The sequence below is a fragment of the Paenibacillus sp. TSA_86.1 genome (assembly GCF_052691815.1).
In genome coordinates this window covers 17,097-38,282 of the sequence record NZ_JBQZGE010000004.1, presented here as the reverse complement: position 1 = coordinate 38,282, position 21,186 = coordinate 17,097, and the positions used below count along the sequence as shown (strand labels likewise).

Sequence of the window (21,186 nt, the reverse complement as noted above, 5' to 3'; positions counted from 1 at the left end):
TCTCTCCTCTCTCAGTTCATTGCCGAAGTTGGTGTAACAAAATAATCAGCGTTAGCCAGACTTAATTTTGGATCTGCAGTTTTTACAGGAAACATCGCTTCAGCCGTACGAATCGCCTTTAACAATGCTTTGGCTTTGTTTACGGTCTCTTCATATTCCTTCTCAGGCACCGAATCCCATACGATCCCGGCTCCAGCCTGCACATAGGCTTTTCCCTTTTTGAAAATAATCGTGCGGATTGTGATGCATGCATCCATATTTCCGGAGAAACCAAGGTAACCAATCGCTCCTGCGTAGGCACCCCGTGCCTCCTTTTCCAGTTCCGCAATGATTTCCATCGCACGCAGCTTCGGCGCACCTGATACGGTTCCAGCTGGCATACATGAGAGGAAGGCATCAAAAAAGTCCTTGTCTTCTCTTAGCTCACCTGTAACGTTCGATACCATATGCATCACGTGAGAGTATCGCTCGATCTCCATAAACATGTCACACTTCACACTGCCAAACGCAGATACACGACCCAAATCATTTCTTCCCAGATCCACCAGCATCAGATGTTCCGCGCGTTCCTTCTCATCCTGCAACAAATCTGCCGCAAGTGCACGATCCTCTGCTTCTGTCGCTCCCCTTGGACGTGTACCTGCGATCGGACGTGTTTCTACACGATTGCCGTCCACCTTGACCAGTGCCTCCGGTGAGGTTCCTACGATGATCTCATCATCCATTTTCAGATAATACATATAAGGCGACGGATTCAGTGTTCTAAGCACGCGGTACACATGTAAAGGCGAGATTTCCGTATCAATATGAAACCGTTGGGACAACACAACCTGAAAAATGTCCCCTGCGCGGATATACTCTTTGGCCTGCTCTACATTGCCGATAAATTGTTCCTTCGTCAGATTGGAGCGAATGTCACCAAGCTCTACATCACCCGGAATCGAACGCGGGTTCAGGTTCTCACCCGGTCCTTGCTGCTGCAAACGTTCGGCCGCCTGCTCAAGCTTCTCGGAAGTGGCTGCATACGCCTGACGAATCTCTTCATCTGTTGCACCATCCTTGACGTGAACATTACCGACGAGCAACATATGCTGTTTCACATGATCAAACACAACGATCTGATCACAGAACATAAACCGAATGTCATCCATATTCAGATCATCCAGCGCATGTGCTGGAAGCTTCTCATAATATTGCAACAGATCATATCCAAAAAATCCAATTGCACCACCCGTAAACGGCGGTAACTCATCCAGCTTCGGGCTACGATATTTGCGAAGTAAAGCTTTCAGTTCTTCAATTGGCTTGCCTGGCAGTTCACGGGTCTGCCCGGCTTCCTCGACCACAATCCGGCCTTTCTTTGCCGAAATCATCAGGAACGGATCCGTACCGATGAAAGAATATCTAGCCCACTGAATGCCACCCTCCACACTTTCAAGCAGAAACGCACGGTCATTGTCTGCATAACGGCGGAAAATGCGAATCGGGGTCTCCATATCAGCCAGAATTCGTTTTACGACCGGAATGAGGTTATATTCGTTTGACATCTTGAGTACTTGGTTAACGTTTGGTGCTATCATCAGATCACGTCCTTTCAGATTTAGGTAGAAGAAGGTTATGACGACAAAAAACCTCTACCATCAGGTAGAGGTTTGGTTATAAGCTGTATTCAGGCATGCTGCTTCATAAATAACAAGTCCCTATACATCTGCGCAGGATGAATGATAGGCAATTGATCCATGTTATACCATGGTTTCAACTTATTAGAGAGAATATACATATAACAACATCTCATTCATACTGTCTTCATCCCTTGAGAACATGTAGTGAACTCCCAAGAATATCTGATGTGAAATGTTCCTGTAGTTATATGCGAATAAACCATGTCCTCTGACACGTCTACTCTCTCTTCCTGTACTTCACCTTAGCAAGACATACCGTGAATGCGTTGACCGACTTCAGATGCATCGGCTACCAATCACTGGACTCTGCTATATACTGGGCTCAACTCAGCTGCTCTCAGCTCAATCTAAACTCTACTCAACTTTTTTCCACTATACATGATATTCATCGGTTTGACAACCATTAGAATTCAAAAAAATTTAACGTCCTGCCAGATCGGGACGCAATGCCTGTGCACCATTGAGGTATACGTGATGGATTTCATTTTGAGCTTTGGTCGTGTTCACATGCACCATGAAACGAATGCACTTCGCCAAAGCCCCTTTTACGGGTACCTCCAGTGCACACATCAAAGGTACAAGCTCCCACCCATCCAACTGGCGGATCACTTTTGCTGGAAAAGCTGCATCCAGATCCCCGGTCATCGTAATCCATACGCTACAAATGTCCTCAGGTACAATCTTGTTTCGATCAACAATTTCTTGAAGCAGCACTGCCGTTTCTTTCAAAATCTCATCTTCATTATTCTGCGTGACCGTAGTCGCCCCGCGGATTCCCCGTGTAATCATGCTGTTATTCTCCTTTCCTAAGCAGCTCGATAACTTCACGAACAACTGTAACTGGCACATCCTTCACGATTCTGGCAGCTCCTATCCGATCAGGAACAATAAAGACCATATGGCCTTCACGGAATTTCTTGTCATGCATCATCGCTTCCATCAAAGCATCAGTGGCGAGATGTTCCGGCAACGTTACTGGAAGACGAAGAGAACGCAACATACGAACGGTATCTTCATACAATCCCGCTGGCGCTCCAAGCTTCTCACCAAGTAGTGCCGAACCCGCCATGCCGATCGAAATCGCTTCTCCATGCAGAAACTCGCCGTAACCAGCAATCGCTTCAATCGCATGTCCAATCGTATGACCCAGGTTAAGGAGTGCACGTTCCCCATTCTCACGTTCATCATTGGAGACGATCTCTGCTTTGATGCTGCACCCGCGTTCCAGACCGTATCCGAGTGTATCGGGGTCAAGTGCAAGCAATGCCTCCGCGTGTTCTTCACACCAATGAGCAAATGCTTCGTCACGAATGAGTCCATGCTTCAGCATCTCGGATAAACCTGCCGATACATCTCTTGGCGGCAAAGATTGAAGTGTGTCGACATCATACAGTACAAGCTCCGGCTGATGGAAAGCACCAATCATATTTTTCGCAAGAGGATGATTGACCGCCACTTTACCGCCAACGCTACTGTCATGAGCAAGAATCGTCGTTGGGATCTGAACAAACTTGATACCTCGCATATATGTAGCTGCGACAAAACCAGCCAGATCACCGACAACCCCTCCACCAAGAGCAAGGATTGCCGAACTACGATCAAGCTTGCCTTCAATCGCTACGGTCATCATATCCTGATATATGGCAAGTGATTTGGAAGTCTCTCCGGAGGGCACCACTGCTGATACGACGGAATATCCCGCCGTACGCAGTGTCTGCTCCAATTCTGGCAAGTATTTCGGTGCCACATGATCATCAGTAATGATTAGAAGAGGACTTTTTTTCGTCAGACCATATTCTTCAAAATATTGCGGAGCTTGAGCCAGCAGACCGCTGCCAATCAATATGGGATATGAGCGTTCCCCAAGTTGCACTGTCAACTGACGCATATTAGTAACTCTCCAATTGTGCCTGATAGCTGGCAACGTTCGCCCGAATCTCCTCCATGGAATCCCCGCCGAATTTCTCCAGGAATGCCTTGGCAATTTCCCATGCAACGACATGTTCCATAACGACGCTGGCTGCCGGAACCGCACAAGCATCAGAACGTTCAACCTGGGCTGTAAAAGCTTCTTTTGTATCAATATCCACGCTTTGCAACGGCTTGTACAATGTCGGGATAGGTTTCATCACACCGCGTACAACAACCGGCATACCGTTTGTCATACCGCCTTCAAATCCGCCCAGACGGTTCGTTGCACGGTGGTAACCACGATCTTCCGTATGCAGAATCTCATCATGCACCTGTGATCCGCGAATTGTACCAGCCTCGAATCCGATGCCAATCTCCACACCTTTGAACGCATTGATGGACATGACCCCTTGAGCGATACGAGCATCCAGCTTGCGATCATACTGTACGTGACTTCCCAGGCCAATCGGAACACCTTCTACGATACATTCCACAACTCCACCGATCGAATCACCTTCCTGCTTGATCTGATCGATGTACGCTTCCATCTTTTTCTCTGTCTCGGCATCTGTCACACGAACAGACGAAGCCTCAGTCACCGCGATCAGTTCATCAATCGGAAGCTCCTGGTATGGTGCTTCAATCTCGCCGATGCGGATAACACGTCCGGCCACTTTAATGCCGAACTCAGCCAAGAACTGACGTGCAATTGCACCGCATGCCACACGTACGGTTGTCTCACGCGCGCTGGAGCGTTCCAGGACGTTACGCAAGTCTTTGAGATTATACTTCAAACCGCCGTTCAGATCGGCATGTCCAGGACGTGGACGGTGTACACGACGTTTCTCTTCATCGCTGCCTTCGACCGGCTCAATGTTCATGATATTCTGCCAATGCTTCCAGTCATTATTTTGAACAACCAGCGCTACAGGAGCACCAGTCGTATATCCATGACGAATTCCGCCAACAAAATTAGCTTGGTCTTTCTCAATCTGCATCCGACGTCCACGGCCATAACCTTTCTGGCGACGATGAAGTTGGAAGTTTAATTCTTCAAAATCAATATTCAAATTACTTGGCAGTCCTTCAATGATTGCGGTCAATTGGGGTCCGTGCGTTTCCCCTGCGGTTAAATAACGTAAACTCATAATACGTTCCCCCTTTAAACTGTTAAACTTCACATTGCTAAAATCCCATAATTTCTTTGCTTATTATAGTATAGCTGACCAGCTTTGACAAGAAAGCAGCTCTTTCTTATGCAAACAACCGCCTGAGCACATCTTCATGCACCTCAGGCGGTTGATCTTTATGCTGATTTATTTTTTCCGATAGAAAAACGTCTCTGCCGTCTCCAGCCCGTATTGTCCCGGAGAGAAAATCTGTTCGGTACTGCCTACGAACAACATCCCGCCTGGACGCAGACTTGCTGCGAATTTGTGATACAAGAGGTTTTTCGCTTCCTCTGTAAAATAAATCATGACATTCCGGCAAACGATCAGATCATATCCATCATCAAAACGGTCAACCAGCAAGTTTTGCTTTTTGAAGTTGATCGAACTTTTTAATTTTTCATCAATACGATACATCAGGCCATCTTGCTTAAAGTATCGACTCGCCGTCTCCGGAGGTACATCCTTCAGGGATCGTTCCATATACCGGCCTTCCTTAGCCTTGGCCAGCGCCCCTTCATCAAGGTCACTTGCCGTAATGGAACTTTCTTTCAAAATGCCCATTGTATCCAAAATCATTGCAAGGGTGTATGGCTCCTCACCCGTTGAACAAGCAGCACTCCATACCTTGACCTTGCGTTTGGAACCCACGAGCTCTGGCAGAATCTCATCACGTAACACTTCCCAGCGATTCGGGTTGCGCCAAAATTCCGACACGTTAATAGTCATGCGATCAAGAAACTCGTAAAATAACGTCTTGTCCTTCTGCATCGCATCGAAAAAGATAGAAAATGTATTAAACCCGTTTTTGTTACGCAATGTGGTCAGCCTTCTTTTCATCTGGCCTTCCTTGTATTGAGCAAGATCAATGCCTGTGCTCTCTTTAATTTTACGAATGAATCCGGCATAATCCGGGTCTAGTTGTTCTTGCTCCAGCATCGTATATCACCCTTTGGCTAATAATTACAACCAGGCTGCGATGCTCTTCTCATAACTTACCAGCTCGTCGGGACTAAAGAAATTGGCGGCTTCACGAGTTGCACTTTCCGGTGAATCAGCCCCGTGAATGAGATTATGCGGTGTATGGCTAGCGAAGTCTCCACGGATTGTGCCTGGAGCCGCTTCCTTCACATTCGTTTTGCCAATGACAGTACGTGCAAGCGTCACAATATCGTCGCCTTCCCACACCATCGCAAACACCGGCCCAGATGTGATAAAACGAACCAGATCATCAAAGAACGGCTTGCCTTCGTGTTCGGCATAATGGCGCTTAGCCTGTTCTTCTGACATCTGAACCAATTTCCCTGCCACCAGTTTAAATCCTTTGTCTTCCAGACGACTGATAATACGGCCGATCAAACCACGCTGCACACCATCCGGTTTCACCATCAAAAATGTACGATCCATTGCCAGTTCACTCCTCACTCACGGTTCAAAGTTAATCACTATGTAAACGCAATCCCTTTGATTGTAACATACAAGTCCAAATCCTCCCAATGAGGAATTTCACATTCGTATTTCACAGGTTAGGGAAGTGTTGTGAGCCGGGCCTGAAAGCAACTGTTTCCAGCCGTCGGAGTTCTAAGCGTCAAATCACACAAGATTAATGTGTACGTTTGACTACAAAATGAGCAATGTCTCGCAGATTTTTAGTGGTCTTGATGTTGGGCAGCTGATCGAGAGCATCGAGCGCTTTCTTCATATATCGGTCAGCAAGGGCTTCCGCTTTAGCAATTCCTTGACTTTGGCGAATCATTCCAATCGCATCCGATGCACTGGCACGTCCTTCTTCATGATGAACACGCGAAATCTCCTTAAGCAACGGCTCTCGCAGATGTTCTTCTCTAAGCGCATACAGTACAGGAAGCGTAATGTTGCCTTGTTTCATATCACTCCCTGGGGGCTTACCAAGTTGCTTCTCCGTGCCTACCAGATCCAAAACATCATCCTGAATCTGAAAAGCCATACCCACATTATATCCATAGGTATACAGCAAGGATGAAATGTGCTCAGGTGCACGAGTAGCGAGTGCTCCGAGTTGGCAGCTCACTGCAATCAGGAGCGCGGTTTTGCGACGAATGCGCAGCAGATAGTTACGCACACTCTGTCCTGTATTAAAAAAGTCCCGAATCTGTTCCATCTCACCGATCGACATCTGTACCATAGCTTTGGCAAGGATACGGTGAATAGCCGGATCGGATAGTCCAGCCGTCATCTCCAATGCCTTGCCATAAATATAGTCTCCTGTGTACATCGCAATGCGATTGTCCCATTTTGACTTCACGGTAGGTTTGCCCCGACGAGTCTCCGCATTATCAATGACATCATCATGAACGAGGGATGCAGAATGAATAAGTTCCAGCGGAACGGCTACGAGCTTCAAACGCTCAATATCATATGTACCATACTTGCCGCCTAAGAGTACAAAAACTGGCCGCAGTCGTTTCCCACCTGCTTTGAGAAGGTGAAGAGAAGTTTCACTCAGCAGTTTTTGTTCGCCTTGAACACTGCGATACAATTCTTTTTCAACGTGATCCATGTCTTTTTTTAACAATCCGAAAATGTCCAGTAGTTTCATTCGTTCACCCGTATCAGCGTATTGTCAGTCCAAAAATCCATGCTTACCTTCCCCTCCAGCAAGCCCGAGCCTGCAGGCAAAAACGTTCGCCTTAGGCTTGCCGCTCCTGCTCGTGTTCTTCTACAGCGCACACCATGAAGTTCACCTTCGAATGCCAACGCCGACATTCGGGATTAAACGCTGCGACTAATTCTGAATCAAAAGCACAGAAGTTGCCGGAGCATGGGTCAAGACTGTGGGCACATTTACCTTGCCATCAGCACTCACCGACACCCCGGGAGTCAGGGGATCATGTCCAGAAAGTCGCATATTTCTGATCTGTTATCCAGAAAAGCGCTATTAGGCTACATTATCCCCGTTCATCCGGTTCTCCCCATCTTGTAAACAGTTGATGCGGGATACGCAAGCTATCCAGCACTTTACCCACCAAAAACAGAATCAAGTCTTCCATACTTTGAGGTTTGTAATAAAAAGCCGGCATCGCCGGGATCATTCGCACACCAAGACGTGAAAGCTTCAACATGTTTTCCAGATGAATTGCATGAAGAGGTGTCTCACGTGGCACTAGAATTAACGTCCTGCCCTCTTTCATCATCACATCCGCTGCACGAGACATCAGATTAGCTGAAGAGCCGCTTGCAATGGATGAGAGAGTGCCCATGGAGCAAGGCATGATAATCATGCCTTCAGCCAAATAAGATCCACTTGCGATCGAGGCACCTATATCACTTACGGGATGATAGATTAAAGAACCACCGCGAGGACCGAACTTTTCTTGAAGCAAGTTCTCCCGGTTTGTCACATCCCAATCCATTTCTTCTTTCAATACACGCCAGCCGGCATTTGAGATAACCAAATGAACCGTATACTCCAAATCCAGCAGCGTTTCAATCAATCGGATGCCATATATGCTGCCACTCGCTCCGGTAATTCCGACAACAAGTCGTTTATTCTCCGGTTGATGCATCATTACTTCACCGCCAGGTCAATGAATGTAAACGTAAATACAACCAGACTCAGCACACTATTCATAGTGAAAAATGCCGTCTGTACACGACTCATATCATTAGGCGATACAATATAGTGCTCGTAGAGCAGAATGCCATACGTAATCAGCATCCCTGCACCATACCACCAGCTCAGATCAGTCATTAACAATAACGCAAGAAAACCAATCGCCGTGAGGACATGAAAGAATTTTGCAATTTGCAATGATTTAAAAAGTCCGAACCGGGACGGAATCGAATGAAGTCCTTCTCCCTGATCAAACTCCAGGTCCTGGCATGCATAGATAATATCAAAACCTGCAGTCCAGAATACAATCGTAACGTACAGGACAATCGCTGTCCAATCCATAGTGCCCGTTACCGCCACCCATCCTCCGAGAGGAGCAAGACCAATCGTCATACCAAGTACGACGTGACACAACCAGGTGAAGCGTTTGGTATATGAATAAAGCACCAGCATGAAGACCGCAATCGGTAACAGCTGCATCGATAATACATTAAGATTGGATGAGGCCCAGAATAATAAGATAAACGATACGATGATGAAAATGATAACCTCGCCATTCTTCAGCAAACCTGCTGGAATAGCTCTCATCGCCGTACGCGGATTTTTAGCGTCAATCGCCTGGTCAATGATCCGGTTCAGCCCAAATGCGGCACTGCGCGCACCAACCATGGCAAGTAACACCCACATAATCTGCATCCAGCTTGGGAAGGTGTTGTTAACAACCATAGATCCCAAAATGGCGCCCATAAAAGCAAACGGTAAAGCAAAAAGCGTATGTTCAATCTTGATCATTTCTAAAAAAATGCGAATTTTCCTAAACATTCTGATTCTCCTTGGTTCCAATATGCAGTGCCGCAATGCCTCCGGTCAGAGGATAGGCCTGCACCTGCTGCAATCCAGTTTCAACAAAAATGTCCGCCAGTTCCTTTCTTCCCGGGAAAAGCGCCAGAGAGTCCGGCAGCCATTTATACTGCTCATAACGTTTGGCAAACAATTTAGCCATATTAGGCAGCATATGTTCAAAATAAAAATAATAAATCCCTTTAAACGGTTGCCATGTCGGTTTGGACAATTCCAGACAAACCACCATACCGCCAGGTTTCACAACACGTTTCATTTCAGATAGAACTTGTCTGAGATCCGGCACATTACGTAGCCCGAAACCAATCGTCACATAGTCAAATGTATTGTCTTCAAAAGGCAATGACATTGCATTTCCCTGAACAAGCGTAATCTGCTTCGAAAGGTTCACAGCATCTATTTTGGTCTGGCCTACTTCCAGCATATTGCTGCTGAAATCCAGCCCGTGCATGTGCCCCGTTTCACTTGCCTCTGCCATAGCGAGTGTCCAGTCACATGTGCCGCAGCACAGATCAAGTCCAGTATCGCCTTTGGACATATTCATTTTCTTCATCGTGAATTTGCGCCAAGCCTTATGCCTGCGGAAACTCAGAATATCATTCATGACGTCATACTTGCCGGCTATACTCTGAAAAACCGAATGGACAAATTCTTCTTTCGGTTTGGTCTCTCCGCTACCCATTCGTCTGTCTCCCCTCAATCTTCCCTAACTGCCGCATGTGAAGGCTGCACATAGGACAGGTAAGGCCCAAGAATAGCATCAATCTCCTGCAGACCTTGAAGCTCTGCTTCATCTTGCAACAAAAGCTGAATGCGGTGTGTGCTCTCGCGAAGCTTGTCCAGAAGCACTTCGCTTACGCTGTATTTCAGCACCAAAGCACTCCATGTACGCGGGTCAATCTGCATTTGGCGTAAATGACTACGTTCCTCGTCATTACCGTTCTCATACATATGCCAGAACGCATAGCTATGAAGCATCTGCTGCTCATCACGCATTCGATTCATCTCGTGTGCAATCGTTTCACAAGTGCTGAATTCCAGCAACAAGCTGTGCCATAACGACTTATCCTCATCACGCATCATGTGTGTAAATGAAAGAAACAGCTGCATTCTCAGCTGTACCGTTTCACGCAAATATTCATCAGCAGAAACGAGGAGCTTTTTCATCCGTTCATACAGCGTCATCTTGCGTGCGTTCACTTCGGAAACAGCACCACTGAGCTTGCCGATCATCTCAATTTCGCCTGCGTGAGCAAGCAACTGATAGAAACGACTACTCAGATAATCTCCAGCGAGAACATTTAACTGACGTGAACGCATCTCCTGTTCTCCCCGATCGCCGGATATCGTATCGATTCGATCATGAGTATCCATCGCCAACTGAACGAGCGAGGTCGCCAGAGCAAACAATTCCTGATGCCCCTTCTCGTCTGTACGGCCCACAAATACCTGTAACAGACGCGCCCGGCTATCCGGAAATGACGGGATTTCCGTATGTTGTCGAATCATGTCGTAATCCGTATATTTCTTTGCTAGTTGGGGTACGCGATATGAATTCATTCTCATCCTCCGAGGCTTTGCTTTGTCAAACCATTTCTGCACTACAATCTTATATATTATAGCATATGTTTATCGGACACGCACTGAATCCTGCTATTTGATTACCCCTGACTTGTCATTTCGAACTGCTTCTTCCAAAGTTCCGTCTGCATCAGATGAAACCAGTCCTTCAACTCGTTTGAGAAAGTGGTGCTTTTCCAGGTGCGAAGCATATCAATAGCATACATCGGCCATTCCCCACGCCGAATGTCCGCAGCAAGAAGCAAGTGACGCTTATGCATCCATTCATCCTCAGCCATGACTCGAAGCAGTACCTGCTCGATATTGTCTACACTGCGAAAACTGAGATCAGCAACAGCTGCCATATTTTCATATATTTCAGTATAGATGATGTCCTTTCCCTTTACTTTGAGGTCAAGTGTCAAAATGGACTGCTTCCATTCCACTCTAGCGATTGGAGTCGACATATGAAGAGAACTTAACACGTCAACCAGATTATCATTCGTCAACTGGACTGCTTGATGTGAAGCCGTTACAGGCTCCGCTCGATCTCCGCCCCATGTACGTGTGTGCAAGCTCTGAAAAACCACCAGCAAGACGACTGCCGCAATCGTTGACAGCATGGATGCCGTCACAATCATTCCCGGTTTCATATGCGCCTCCCTGCCTCTACCTGTTAGTGTAGTCTGTCCGGTAAAGGCTCATACCTCATTGTACAATCAAAAAAAGCAGGCTATGCCTGCTATTTTATCTGATCCATCCATGCTTTCACTATACCTAGTCAAACTCTTTCAACTTCAACCTAATTCAATACTTCGTTTATCCTATGGGTTAATCCGATTCGATCTCTCCATGCTTCGTAATCAACGTAGCTTTTCCCCGAATTTTAATGGCTGAAGTATGTGTAGTAAACTGGGCAATCATCACTTCGCCTTTGTCCAGCTTCTCCGTATGATGAAAACGTGTGTCCTGTCCGCGGGTCAAACCAATCACCTGAACACCGTTTTCTTCAGCTTTAATTACGATATAGTCATTGCCCGTAGATTGATCCATCGCGCACGTCCCCTTTTCTAATTTCATAGCGTTAATGATGATCAAGATTGTTCCATTTGTCAACCAGTGTCTCGGAGGGAATGTACCGCAAGAAAACGTATCTCCCGGGCCATACTATGACAGTAACGGAACAGCTAAGAAAGGAGAGTTTTTATGAAATACACCCCAGCTGTACTCGCGGAAGAGCATGTCCATCGGTTACAGGAGATCGAGCATCAGCTGTCTGCCGTTACCGGCAAAGAACTAATTTTAATCGCTTACAGCGAGCATCCGGAACTTTCGGAAGAAAGTAGGGATACAGAGCAGCAGAACGAGAGAATCCCCCGTTTATAGGCAAAAGAAAAGGCCGTGAACAAGTCACGGTCTTTTTGTTGACATATGGAATATGTAGAAATCTTATTTAATTCCGTCTTTGAGCGCTTTACCTGGTTTGAACGCAGGAATTTTGCTCGCAGGAATTTCGATTTCTTCACCTGTTTGCGGGTTGCGTCCTTTACGTGCAGAGCGCTCGCGAACTTCGAAGTTCCCAAAACCAACCAATTGTACTTTATCTCCGTTTTGAAGAGCCTCAGAGATTGCTTCGAATACGGCATCAACCGCTTTCGTTACATCCTTTTTGGACAATTCAGTAGCCTCGGATACGTGTGTAATCAAGTCTGATTTGTTCATTTGTTTTTCACCTCCTGAATCAATGTCCTGAATGTTATACTGTGTTTCCGTTTTATAAGGAAATATACGTTCATCCGCAAAAAACGTTGAGCATTTTGAGCAATGAATATGTATTCCGTCTGCGGCTCACAGTCATTTCCGGCAATTGTCGCCAGAAAACACGGGTGTTTCTGACGCCGAACAAATTTTATACTAATACAGACAGCACACAATTTCAAGTGCGGCTGCGGTTTAACACATAAAATGTGACTGCCAAAGCGAGCACAAGTACCCCGCCTTTGACAATATCATGTGTAAAATACTGAACGTTCATCATCGTCAAACCATTAACCAATACACCGATCAGAACCGAACCGATGAAGGTACCGATGACGTTTGGTTTACCCGCGCCAAAGACGGAGAAACCAACAAATACAGCCGCCACGGATTCCATTAACAAGGGAGATCCGGCATCAATTTGTCCCGATCCAACTTTGGACGCATAGATGATGCCACCAATAGCTGCAAATATCCCGGCTGCGACATAAGCAAGCGTACGTACCTTTTTCACCTTGATTCCTGAGAGCCGAGCCGCTTCTTCATTCCCGCCTGTAATATACATTTGCCGCCCATATTTGGTGTAGGTCAAAAAGATATGAACACCGATCACAGCAATAAGCAATAGAATAACGGAGATTGGCATGCCCAGCCATTTCCCTTGTCCAATTAGCAGAAACGTCGGATCCATCTCTCCGGCAGCTTTGCTTCCATCCGGGAACTGCATGTGGTTATAGATGGTATACCCTTGAGCATACGTTTTGTGAATCCCCCCGATGATGTACATCGTTGCGAGAGTTGCCAGCAAATCTGGGATACGCAATTTAACGATAAGCAGTGCATTCAGCAAACCAATGACAGCTCCGATCACGAGCGGTACAATAATAACGACAGCGAGAGGCTGTTGATACCAGATCATCAACGATGCTGTAACTACAGTTGTCAGAGAGACCGTTGCTCCCACGGAGAGATCAAAACCATCTACAATGAGAGATAATGTTACACCAATCGCCACGAACGTCACGATCGATATCGAACCCAAAATGTCCGTCAAATTGCTATACGTAAAGAAATAAGGCAATTTGATTCCAAAAAAGGCAATAACCCCTATGATAACAATGATTGCTCCGTACCGGAACGCAAAATCCAGTGATTTATCCTTCATGCTTCCACCTCTCGTCCACCGCTTGCATAGTAAAGCAGCTGTTCTTGATTCGTCTCGCCACGCTTGAACTCTTTTGCGATAACCCCTTCGCACATGACCGCAATCCGGTCTCCGATCCCCATTCCTTCGTCCAGTTCACAGGTGAAATAGATGACCGCCTTTCCGGCCAGCGCCAGTTCATTGATGATGCGGAAAATGTCACTTTTCGCCCCAATATCTACACCTTTGGTTGGTTCGTCAAAAATAAATACATCTGCATCGGTATGCAGCCACTTGCCAATCGCTACCTTTTGCTGATTACCGCCGCTTAAATACTTCACTTCCTGTTTCACGGATGAAGTCTTGATGCCCAGCCGTTCGACAAGTGAATTTGCATGCTGACGCTCACGTTTACGGTTAACAAATCCAAACGTGCTCAGTTGGGAAAGCAAAGGAAGACTCAGATTACGTTCCACATTTTCCTGAATGAGAATACCCTGTTTACGCCGTTCCTCCGGTACGGAAACGATGCCTAGAGACGCAGCGTCTGCAGGTTGGGAGAGACGAATATTACGTCCGTGAAGCTGAATCTCCCCTGCCTCCAGCGGGTCTGCACCAATCAGCAGACGAGAGCATTCCGTTTTGCCAGCACCTACAAGTCCCACCACAGCCAGTACTTCCCCCCGATGTACCTCAAGATCCACACCTCTCACCTTTACTCCACGCCGAAGACCGCGAGCTTGCAGCAGTAAATCACCCACGGGTGCCTCTGTTTTTGGAAACTCTTCCTCGAACGGTTTGCCCAGCATTTGCGTAACCAGTTCATTCATCGTTAGTCCACTTGTTTCACCTGTAAACACATGCCGCCCGTCCCTCAGGATTGTAACCCGGTCACAGTGGCTCGTTACTTCAGCAAGTCGATGAGTAATAAAAATACAGGCCGTTCCGCGATCCTTCAGCAGATGTACAATGCGAAAAAAAGCATCGGTCTCCTCTTGACTCAGGGGAGCTGTCGGTTCGTCAAAAATAATGACTTTGGCATCCTGAATCAGGATTCGCGCAAGAAGAATCATCTGTTTCTCTGCCAGCGTCAGCTCAGCCACCTTACGGTGAATCGATATGTTGTCAGCGCCTAATTGCTTCAGAGCTTCCTTGGCACGCTGCTGCAGTGCTTTTGGACTTTTCCACCATCCTCCAGTAGATGAAGCTAACTGATCCAGCATAATGTTCTCAGCTGCGGTTAGCTGCGGCACTAGTGCGGCATCCACTTCCTGATATACACAGTGAATTCCACTAGCCTTGGCATCTCTTGGAGAACTGAGGTCGAGCTTGTACCCATTCAGACGAATCGTGCCCTGATCCAGTTGATATGCACCCGACAGTATTTTCATCAATGTACTTTTGCCAGCTCCGTTAGCTCCCAGAAGGGCATGAATCTCCCCACCTTTTACTGAAAAATGAACGTCCTTGAGTGCGGGTACGCCAGAAAACTGCTTATGGATATGCTCCATATCCAGGGATATCGGATCCTTCATGATGTTGCCTCCAATCAGCTGTATTGCCTGTTATTGACTAAAAAAAGCGCGCCGCCAGGCGCGCTTTTAGCGCTGCTTACTTCGCAGTAATTCCGTATTCGCTCATCCAGTCCTTAATGCCTTGTGTACTACCTCCCCAGCCTTTTACAAACTCAGACAACTCTGACGTGGAGATTTGTTTGTCAGGTAAAGCTTCGCGTTGTACATACACCGGATTAAGGACAACCGCATCTTCGGTTTGGTCTCCATGCAGTTTCTGGTAAGCATACCGTACTTGCACACGTCCAATGTCTGTTGGATCGACAGCGGCAGAAGCAACCCAAGGATTTTTCGGATCCTGAATCATTTGTAAATCCTCGTCACTCATGTCAATTCCGTATACTTTGATCTCATCACGTCCTGCTTGTTGAATAGCACGCGCTGCACCTTTCGCAAATTCGTCCCATGCTGCCCAAACAGCTGTAATTTCGCCTTTTGGATATTGTTTTAGAATCGCTTCCATTTTCGCTTGCGTATCCAACGCCGGATTCTGAGCAGAACCAAATGTTGCAATCTCTTTGATCTCCGGATTAGCTTTTAAGAATGCGCCATAAGCAATTTGACGACGTTCCATTGGAGCAAAACCAGCTACCCAAACTTTCACGATATTGCCCTTGCCGTTGATATCTTTTTTCATTTGTTCCAGTGTCAGTTCGGCCATCTTCTGGTCGTCTTGTGACAACACCGTGGCTCCCGGCACGCTGATCGCTGCATCGAATACAACGACTGGAATGTTCTGCTCAACCGCTTTTTTCACCCCTGGCTCCAGGAGAGAATCACCGTGGTCTGTCAGAATAACATCAAATTTCTGGTTAATTGCACTATCGAGCAAGGATACCATTTTCGCTTTATCGTTATCCGCAACAAAGGTCGTCAATTCACCGCCAAATTTGGCAATCTCCTCTTTTACACCTTGTACATACTGCTGCGAGAAAGTCCCTGTGTTAAATTCCATAATCAGCGCAACTCGTTTACCGCTTAAAGGCCCTGTAACGGCTTCTGTTTTCGGCGTCTCACCTGCTGAACCTGATGCAGAAGGTGATGCTGGTTCTTTTTTAATTCCGCAGGCAGACAGCGCCAGTGTGAATACCAGTAATACGCTTAGCCATACCCATTTTGAACTTGTTTTCTTCATCTCATTCTCCCCCTGTATCACTCGCTGTGACTTCAATCACAATAGTTGAGTATTAATATAACGGCTAATCCCTAGTATGTAAATATGTTTTAGTGATTTAAAGCTGAAACTTACTGAATTTTTTAAAAATAATCCTGTTCACAATCCATTTCATCCATATTCAAGAAATAAACTCAAAGAAAAAGACCATGAGATCATGCCTCACGGTCTTTTGGAAGATTACAGTATGATGGCGATCAAACCGCCTGATCCTTCGTTAATAATTCGTCCCAATGTTTCTTGCAATTTATATCTCGCATTGTCCGGCATCATTGCAATTTTACCCTGGATGCCTTCACGCACAATGGAGTGTAATGAACGGCCAAACATATCTGAATCCCATACCTTGATCGGATCGTTCTCGAAGTCCTGCATCAGGTATCTCACCAGTTCCTCGCTCTGTTTCTCCGTACCGATAATCGGTGCAAACTCCGACTCCACATCGACTCGAATCATGTGTATCGACGGTGCCGTTGCTTTCAGGCGAACACCGAATTTCGTGCCCTGACGAATCAGTTCGGGTTCATCCAGTGCCATCTCGGCAAGTGAAGGAGCAGCGATGCCATACCCTGTTGTTTTGACCATCTCGAGCGCCTCTGCGAAGCGGTCATATTCTCTCTTCGCATGGGAGAATTCCTGCATTAATTGTAGCAGATGATCCTTGCCCCTTATTTCGATACCGACAACTTCTACCAGAATCTGATCATACAGTTCATCCGGTGCATAGAGATCAATCTCGGCTACACCTTGCCCCATATTCATGCCACTTAGGCCTGCACGGTCAATAAATTCATACTCCATGAACTGTGACACCACACGATCCACGTCACGCAGCCTGCGAATATCTTTGACAGTATCCCGCACCGAGTTCTCATAGTTGCTACGAAGCCAGTGTGTATCATTCAACACCATAACCCAGCTCGGCAGGTTTACATTCACTTCATGTACAGGGAACTCATACAATACTTCGCGTAGTACACCTGTGACATCATCCTCTGTCATGGTAGCGGCACTGAGTGTCATCACCGGGATATCATACTTGGCTGCGAGTTCGCTCCGAAGCTGCAGTGCTTCTTCACTGCGAGGCCGGGTGGAGTTGATGATCAGCACAAACGGTTTGCCGACTTCTTTCAGCTCCGCAATGACTCGCTCTTCCGATTCTACATAGGAACTGCGGGCAATCTCGGCAATCGTTCCGTCTGTTGTAACTACCACGCCAAGCGTGGAGTGTTCCTGTATTACTTTTCGTGTACCAATCTCGGCTGCTTCCTGGAAAGGAATCGGCTCCTCGAACCAAGGCGTAGAGATCATACGCGGGCCATTTTCATCCTCGTACCCCTTCGCGCCTTCCACCGCGTAACCCACACAATCCACCAACCGAACATTGACATCCAGTCCTTCAGCCACTTTGATCTGGACTGCATTATTCGGTACGAATTTAGGCTCGGTTGTCATGATTGTTTTGCCTGCTGCACTCTGTGGAAGTTCATCCACTGCACGGGCACGATCGGCCTCACTTGCGATGTTAGGCAATACGATCGTTTCCATGAATCGTTTAATAAATGTTGATTTCCCCGTCCGGACTGCGCCGACAACCCCGAGATAAATATCCCCTCCGGTCCGCTCAGCTATGTCCTTAAAAATGTCCACTTTCTCCAATGAAATCCCCTCCTTAAATTACTCCGAAGGAAAAATGCTAAAGAGCATCCGCTTCGTTTTTTCAATCAGAAGACTGAAATCCCTGCAACGGTAGAGCCGCCTTTGTGAGTGCCCGGAAGTCGTCCGCCGCCGAACGTTGCATTCTGATGAAACCGGCGAGAGCGGCGTTAACTCGTACATGCAATTGGACTAGTATCATCTTATGTATCCGTATGCGGCAATATGACGTGTTTTTTTGTTTTTTATCTCATGATGGTGACATTAGGAACATCCTCCGATCCCGGACTGCGCGTCTTTATTTCAATCTACTGTATGAGTAAAATCCACTGTTTATGACACTTCTCATCTTGAATCCTCTTCTTCTTGCATAAAAAAAGAGACACCCACGAACAGCGGCATCTCTCATTGGACTTCTATAATAAAAAAGGATTGATCTAGATTGAAGTTTGTTCTGTACTTACATTCCTTCGTTTACTTACATGTTTTAGTTTCGAACTACCTGTGCAACGGGCGTGTTATCCTTCAGCATATAAGGGACGGATTTAACAGGTACAAAAAACGATTGTGAAAGCAAATAATCACGCAAATCCCCACCATTTTGTTCTTCCTCGGCATCAGATGAGCCATCTGTTTTTTCCAATGCCTGCATAATATCAAAAGCATAATCCACATAGACCGTCCCCTGTGCATCCATCATAAAAGGCAGCTCCTGACCCGAATAAACACTTTTTAAAGTAATCGAAGGCGAACCTGCCTGTGCTGCTAGTTTCATGTCCACCACATGGAATCCCGGATACAGTTCTTCGCCCGCAGGTATCTTCTGATTATGTACGGATTTGTACTGATTCACCATGCGTTGCACGTCATTAACTTTCTGTACCGTCTGCAGATCCATCACTTTCACCGTAGGCTTCACTTCTTCATTTTGTACTAAAAAGTAAGCGCTACCACCACTTTCAAAGGCCGTTCCCGGTATTTCATCGAGATAACCGCGCTGCTTTAATTTGGGCAGGTCTACTCTGAATTTCTCATACTTCGGTGTATCTGCATCCGCGTTCAGAATCGGCAGAATGCCTTCGTCCTTTTGGAACGCTTCAATTGCGCTCTGAATTCGGTTCACACTTTCGCGATAAGCTGTTTTGGGCTCTGTATTGCTCTGAGCCGGATACAAACATCCACTCATTGTAAGCATGAGCAACAGAAGCAAAGAAAGACATTGCATCTGCTGCAGCAACCTTAGAGACTTCCTTCCTCTCTTGGGTCTTCTCTTCTTTTTAATCATTGGCACCCTCCTGGAATAACTCGAAGTATAGAATCGAGGTTGTTTTAATGTTCCGGACGTTTATAGAAAATCTTCAGACGTTATAGAAACCAGTCCTCATCTTGCTGCTGCCGTTCAAGCTGTTTCCGTATAGCCGCTTTCAGTGGGTCTTCCGGAATATGCACGGACAGTTGTCCACACACTTTAGCCTGACACGAAAGTCTTGTTCCTTCCTCAAGCAACGTTCCCAGCTTTCGCTTCTCAGCATCCGTAGGTGGAAGCAGCGCATGCAGCTCGTCCTGCTCCACCTTCACTTTACACATCAGACATGCTGCTTTGCCATCGCACCTTGTTGCGATCCGAACACCTGCCCTGCGTGCAGCTTGTAAAATGGTTGTTCCCGATTGGACTTTAATCGATTTGTTCATCGGTAAAAATGTAATAACCTCTTGCATCATTGTTCCTCCCCCGCTTCTTCCGACCAAGTAAACCCAACCAGTTCTTCAACTTCTGCTCTAAAGCGGGATGTCCATATATTATGTTGACTTAAGGCCATCATTGCAGGTTGATGAGCTTCCGGCTCTTGACGAATTCGCAATGAGATTGGCACATACCGATCTTCACGTCCACGGAGCAAATTAAATAACAACTCATGCGCAAGCGGCATCAGCCGCAAAGCGTAAGTATCCACCTGAGCTTCAGCCGCATAGCGAGCAAGTACATGTTCGATCTGGGTACGATACCAGCTTCCACGTGCCCATACTTCAAAGCCGCCTACCAGTTCCAGTGAACACGCTCCCACTTGATAATGACTCAGCAGCGAAGCATATGGCCCGGTTTTGTCTACTGCAGGCTTATCCAGCCTGCTCCCCGGAGCACAGACATGCAGACTCTTGGCTGCAGCAATATCTGCATACACATCAATATCCCTAGGTGCTTGTTGCAATTCCACCCCTTGAAGCAGCAGACCGCAACTGCCTCCTAATAACCAAGTATGAGGCTGACTATTCCAGGCTTTCGCCGTATCCAGCAAAGCCTTGTGTAATTCAGGATAACGCGCAGTCCAGCCCTCCGTCTCATGCGGTTCCATAGGTACACACTCCTCCCATCCGTCTTTTCATTGTGTCCGTTCTTATGATGCGCTTATGCGGATGTTCTCTCTCCCCTAAGGAAATCTAAGTCAGAGAAGCGATTCCACCAAAAAAACCGATGAGCATAATTAAAAAAGCAATGATCGAAAGAATGCCCCGCACGAAACCTTTTGTTTTGGCACGAGCAAATGTAATCAAAAATACAGATAATCCCATAATGAGGATGGCAACCAAAGACAGCCACATCTTGTCCATAGCGTTCATAATCCAGCAGTCTCCCCTTCAACCCGATATTCATCACGAAATTGTGACAATTGCAATTATTATAACATGAAATCGGGCGTATTTTTCCAATAAAAAGACAAAAAAGCAAGCCAGCATCTGCTGGCTCACTTTCGTTATGGTCGATCCCTATGTGAGCAGGTACGATCTATTATTTTTTCATCATCATCTTCATCAACGATTCCATATTGTTTGGATTCAGTCCACTCTTCTTGACTGCATTCACAATATCCTGAACCGTATCCTCAGATACCGGTATTTTCGCCATAGCGGATACTTGTTTGATCAACTGGCGCAACTGAGCCTCATTCTGCATCGTTGTTGGTTTCACCGTGCTTGCCAGCTTTTTGACGGCTCCTTCAGTGATCGTTTTGCCTGTTTTTTTGTTGATGGCTTTCAGCGCTTCTTTCGAAATGTTGTTACCCATTCGTCTCCCCTCCTCCGGCAATACTCATGTGTATCATATGA

At 46.5% G+C, this 21,186-nt stretch carries 24 protein-coding genes; 1 reads left to right on the top strand and 23 read right to left on the bottom strand.

What is annotated here, in order from left to right:
- Window positions 1–11 precede the first annotated feature (11 nt).
- The 13 genes from trpE to mtrB all read right to left on the bottom strand — a co-directional run bounded on the left by trpE (window position 12) and on the right by mtrB (window position 11,828).
- On the bottom strand, window positions 12–1,580 hold the full coding sequence (gene trpE / locus ACUTVW_RS11420; RefSeq protein ID WP_445645913.1) for an anthranilate synthase component I: 1,569 nt from the start codon (window positions 1,578–1,580) through the stop codon (window positions 12–14).
- A gap of 522 nt (window positions 1,581–2,102) precedes the next feature.
- Window positions 2,103–2,471 carry a chorismate mutase gene (gene aroH / locus ACUTVW_RS11415; RefSeq protein ID WP_434750557.1) on the bottom strand — a complete coding sequence of 123 codons (369 nt, stop codon included), beginning with the start codon at window positions 2,469–2,471 and terminating at the stop codon, window positions 2,103–2,105.
- A gap of 4 nt (window positions 2,472–2,475) precedes the next feature.
- Window positions 2,476–3,570 carry a 3-dehydroquinate synthase gene (gene aroB / locus ACUTVW_RS11410; protein ID WP_445645912.1) on the bottom strand — a complete coding sequence of 365 codons (1,095 nt, stop codon included), beginning with the start codon at window positions 3,568–3,570 and terminating at the stop codon, window positions 2,476–2,478.
- A gap of 1 nt (window position 3,571) precedes the next feature.
- A complete protein-coding gene (gene aroC / locus ACUTVW_RS11405; RefSeq protein WP_445645911.1) occupies window positions 3,572–4,741 on the bottom strand; it encodes a chorismate synthase in 1,170 nt (389 codons plus the stop codon).
- A gap of 168 nt (window positions 4,742–4,909) precedes the next feature.
- The gene (locus ACUTVW_RS11400; RefSeq protein WP_445645910.1) at window positions 4,910–5,701 is read right to left on the bottom strand and encodes a CheR family methyltransferase; all 792 of its coding nucleotides are present in this window, start codon (window positions 5,699–5,701) and stop codon (window positions 4,910–4,912) included.
- 24 nt (window positions 5,702–5,725) lie between these two features.
- Complete coding sequence (gene ndk / locus ACUTVW_RS11395; protein ID WP_445645909.1) at window positions 5,726–6,169, bottom strand: nucleoside-diphosphate kinase; 444 nt, start codon at window positions 6,167–6,169, stop codon at window positions 5,726–5,728.
- 196 nt (window positions 6,170–6,365) lie between these two features.
- Window positions 6,366–7,340, bottom strand: coding sequence for a polyprenyl synthetase family protein (locus ACUTVW_RS11390; RefSeq protein WP_445645908.1), 975 nt, complete (start codon window positions 7,338–7,340; stop codon window positions 6,366–6,368).
- Window positions 7,341–7,689: 349 nt separating this feature from the next.
- On the bottom strand, window positions 7,690–8,310 hold the full coding sequence (locus ACUTVW_RS11385; protein ID WP_445645907.1) for a UbiX family flavin prenyltransferase: 621 nt from the start codon (window positions 8,308–8,310) through the stop codon (window positions 7,690–7,692).
- The gene (locus ACUTVW_RS11380) at window positions 8,310–9,176 is read right to left on the bottom strand and encodes a UbiA-like polyprenyltransferase (protein ID WP_445645906.1); all 867 of its coding nucleotides are present in this window, start codon (window positions 9,174–9,176) and stop codon (window positions 8,310–8,312) included. The genes ACUTVW_RS11385 and ACUTVW_RS11380 overlap by 1 nt, the downstream gene beginning before the upstream one ends.
- Entirely contained in the window at window positions 9,169–9,897 is a 729-nt protein-coding gene (locus ACUTVW_RS11375; RefSeq protein ID WP_434750549.1) for a demethylmenaquinone methyltransferase, read from the bottom strand. Before ACUTVW_RS11375 ends, ACUTVW_RS11380 begins: the two co-directional genes overlap by 8 nt.
- Before the next feature lie 14 nt (window positions 9,898–9,911).
- The gene (locus ACUTVW_RS11370; protein WP_445645905.1) at window positions 9,912–10,775 is read right to left on the bottom strand and encodes a heptaprenyl diphosphate synthase component 1; all 864 of its coding nucleotides are present in this window, start codon (window positions 10,773–10,775) and stop codon (window positions 9,912–9,914) included.
- A gap of 101 nt (window positions 10,776–10,876) precedes the next feature.
- Window positions 10,877–11,428: a hypothetical protein gene (locus ACUTVW_RS11365; protein WP_445645904.1), complete on the bottom strand. Its 552-nt coding sequence runs from the start codon at window positions 11,426–11,428 to the stop codon at window positions 10,877–10,879.
- 178 nt (window positions 11,429–11,606) lie between these two features.
- The gene (gene mtrB / locus ACUTVW_RS11360; protein WP_445645903.1) at window positions 11,607–11,828 is read right to left on the bottom strand and encodes a trp RNA-binding attenuation protein MtrB; all 222 of its coding nucleotides are present in this window, start codon (window positions 11,826–11,828) and stop codon (window positions 11,607–11,609) included.
- 153 nt (window positions 11,829–11,981) lie between these two features.
- Between mtrB and ACUTVW_RS11355 the strand changes: the two genes are divergently transcribed.
- Window positions 11,982–12,161 (top strand): hypothetical protein, encoded by a 180-nt coding sequence (locus ACUTVW_RS11355; RefSeq protein WP_445645902.1) that lies wholly within the window; start codon window positions 11,982–11,984, stop codon window positions 12,159–12,161.
- Between the two features lie 63 nt (window positions 12,162–12,224).
- On the opposite strand, the gene ACUTVW_RS11350 is transcribed toward ACUTVW_RS11355, so the two are convergent.
- From ACUTVW_RS11350 to ACUTVW_RS11305, 10 genes are all read right to left on the bottom strand, one after another.
- Window positions 12,225–12,497 (bottom strand): HU family DNA-binding protein, encoded by a 273-nt coding sequence (locus ACUTVW_RS11350; RefSeq protein WP_090917341.1) that lies wholly within the window; start codon window positions 12,495–12,497, stop codon window positions 12,225–12,227.
- Between the two features lie 214 nt (window positions 12,498–12,711).
- Window positions 12,712–13,698 (bottom strand): ABC transporter permease, encoded by a 987-nt coding sequence (locus ACUTVW_RS11345; RefSeq protein WP_123066011.1) that lies wholly within the window; start codon window positions 13,696–13,698, stop codon window positions 12,712–12,714.
- Entirely contained in the window at window positions 13,695–15,212 is a 1,518-nt protein-coding gene (locus tag ACUTVW_RS11340; RefSeq protein WP_445645901.1) for a sugar ABC transporter ATP-binding protein, read from the bottom strand. The genes ACUTVW_RS11345 and ACUTVW_RS11340 overlap by 4 nt, the downstream gene beginning before the upstream one ends.
- 76 nt (window positions 15,213–15,288) lie before the next feature.
- On the bottom strand, window positions 15,289–16,386 hold the full coding sequence (locus ACUTVW_RS11335) for a sugar ABC transporter substrate-binding protein (protein ID WP_445645900.1): 1,098 nt from the start codon (window positions 16,384–16,386) through the stop codon (window positions 15,289–15,291).
- 219 nt (window positions 16,387–16,605) lie between these two features.
- On the bottom strand, window positions 16,606–18,084 hold the full coding sequence (spoIVA, locus tag ACUTVW_RS11330) for a stage IV sporulation protein A (RefSeq protein WP_110894339.1): 1,479 nt from the start codon (window positions 18,082–18,084) through the stop codon (window positions 16,606–16,608).
- Between the two features lie 484 nt (window positions 18,085–18,568).
- On the bottom strand, window positions 18,569–19,366 hold the full coding sequence (locus ACUTVW_RS11325) for a hypothetical protein (protein WP_445645899.1): 798 nt from the start codon (window positions 19,364–19,366) through the stop codon (window positions 18,569–18,571).
- Between the two features lie 80 nt (window positions 19,367–19,446).
- Window positions 19,447–19,800: a 2Fe-2S iron-sulfur cluster-binding protein gene (locus ACUTVW_RS11320; protein ID WP_445646142.1), complete on the bottom strand. Its 354-nt coding sequence runs from the start codon at window positions 19,798–19,800 to the stop codon at window positions 19,447–19,449.
- Entirely contained in the window at window positions 19,800–20,435 is a 636-nt protein-coding gene (locus ACUTVW_RS11315; RefSeq protein ID WP_445645898.1) for a hypothetical protein, read from the bottom strand. Before ACUTVW_RS11315 ends, ACUTVW_RS11320 begins: the two co-directional genes overlap by 1 nt.
- 85 nt (window positions 20,436–20,520) lie before the next feature.
- The gene (locus ACUTVW_RS11310; protein WP_445645897.1) at window positions 20,521–20,700 is read right to left on the bottom strand and encodes a DUF2768 family protein; all 180 of its coding nucleotides are present in this window, start codon (window positions 20,698–20,700) and stop codon (window positions 20,521–20,523) included.
- 169 nt (window positions 20,701–20,869) lie between these two features.
- Window positions 20,870–21,145, bottom strand: coding sequence for a stage VI sporulation protein F (locus tag ACUTVW_RS11305; protein ID WP_434750539.1), 276 nt, complete (start codon window positions 21,143–21,145; stop codon window positions 20,870–20,872).
- Between the last annotated feature and the right edge of the window lie 41 nt (window positions 21,146–21,186).

Excerpts from the sequence above, each read along its gene's own strand:
- trpE (WP_445645913.1), bottom strand. The coding sequence starts at position 1,580 with ATGATAGCACCAAACGTTAACCAAGTACTCAAGATGTCAAACGAATAT.
- aroH (WP_434750557.1), bottom strand. The coding sequence starts at position 2,471 with ATGATTACACGGGGAATCCGCGGGGCGACTACGGTCACGCAGAATAAT.
- aroB (WP_445645912.1), bottom strand. The coding sequence starts at position 3,570 with ATGCGTCAGTTGACAGTGCAACTTGGGGAACGCTCATATCCCATATTG.
- aroC (WP_445645911.1), bottom strand. The coding sequence starts at position 4,741 with ATGAGTTTACGTTATTTAACCGCAGGGGAAACGCACGGACCCCAATTG.
- ACUTVW_RS11400 (WP_445645910.1), bottom strand. The coding sequence starts at position 5,701 with ATGCTGGAGCAAGAACAACTAGACCCGGATTATGCCGGATTCATTCGT.
- ndk (WP_445645909.1), bottom strand. The coding sequence starts at position 6,169 with ATGGATCGTACATTTTTGATGGTGAAACCGGATGGTGTGCAGCGTGGT.
- ACUTVW_RS11390 (WP_445645908.1), bottom strand. The coding sequence starts at position 7,340 with ATGAAACTACTGGACATTTTCGGATTGTTAAAAAAAGACATGGATCAC.
- ACUTVW_RS11385 (WP_445645907.1), bottom strand. The coding sequence starts at position 8,310 with ATGATGCATCAACCGGAGAATAAACGACTTGTTGTCGGAATTACCGGA.
- ACUTVW_RS11380 (WP_445645906.1), bottom strand. The coding sequence starts at position 9,176 with ATGTTTAGGAAAATTCGCATTTTTTTAGAAATGATCAAGATTGAACAT.
- ACUTVW_RS11375 (WP_434750549.1), bottom strand. The coding sequence starts at position 9,897 with ATGGGTAGCGGAGAGACCAAACCGAAAGAAGAATTTGTCCATTCGGTT.
- ACUTVW_RS11370 (WP_445645905.1), bottom strand. The coding sequence starts at position 10,775 with ATGAATTCATATCGCGTACCCCAACTAGCAAAGAAATATACGGATTAC.
- ACUTVW_RS11365 (WP_445645904.1), bottom strand. The coding sequence starts at position 11,428 with ATGAAACCGGGAATGATTGTGACGGCATCCATGCTGTCAACGATTGCG.
- mtrB (WP_445645903.1), bottom strand. The coding sequence starts at position 11,828 with ATGGATCAATCTACGGGCAATGACTATATCGTAATTAAAGCTGAAGAA.
- ACUTVW_RS11355 (WP_445645902.1), top strand. The coding sequence starts at position 11,982 with ATGAAATACACCCCAGCTGTACTCGCGGAAGAGCATGTCCATCGGTTA.
- ACUTVW_RS11350 (WP_090917341.1), bottom strand. The coding sequence starts at position 12,497 with ATGAACAAATCAGACTTGATTACACACGTATCCGAGGCTACTGAATTG.
- ACUTVW_RS11345 (WP_123066011.1), bottom strand. The coding sequence starts at position 13,698 with ATGAAGGATAAATCACTGGATTTTGCGTTCCGGTACGGAGCAATCATT.
- ACUTVW_RS11340 (WP_445645901.1), bottom strand. The coding sequence starts at position 15,212 with ATGAAGGATCCGATATCCCTGGATATGGAGCATATCCATAAGCAGTTT.
- ACUTVW_RS11335 (WP_445645900.1), bottom strand. The coding sequence starts at position 16,386 with ATGAAGAAAACAAGTTCAAAATGGGTATGGCTAAGCGTATTACTGGTA.
- ACUTVW_RS11325 (WP_445645899.1), bottom strand. The coding sequence starts at position 19,366 with ATGATTAAAAAGAAGAGAAGACCCAAGAGAGGAAGGAAGTCTCTAAGG.
- ACUTVW_RS11320 (WP_445646142.1), bottom strand. The coding sequence starts at position 19,800 with ATGCAAGAGGTTATTACATTTTTACCGATGAACAAATCGATTAAAGTC.
- ACUTVW_RS11315 (WP_445645898.1), bottom strand. The coding sequence starts at position 20,435 with ATGGAACCGCATGAGACGGAGGGCTGGACTGCGCGTTATCCTGAATTA.
- ACUTVW_RS11310 (WP_445645897.1), bottom strand. The coding sequence starts at position 20,700 with ATGAACGCTATGGACAAGATGTGGCTGTCTTTGGTTGCCATCCTCATT.
- ACUTVW_RS11305 (WP_434750539.1), bottom strand. The coding sequence starts at position 21,145 with ATGGGTAACAACATTTCGAAAGAAGCGCTGAAAGCCATCAACAAAAAA.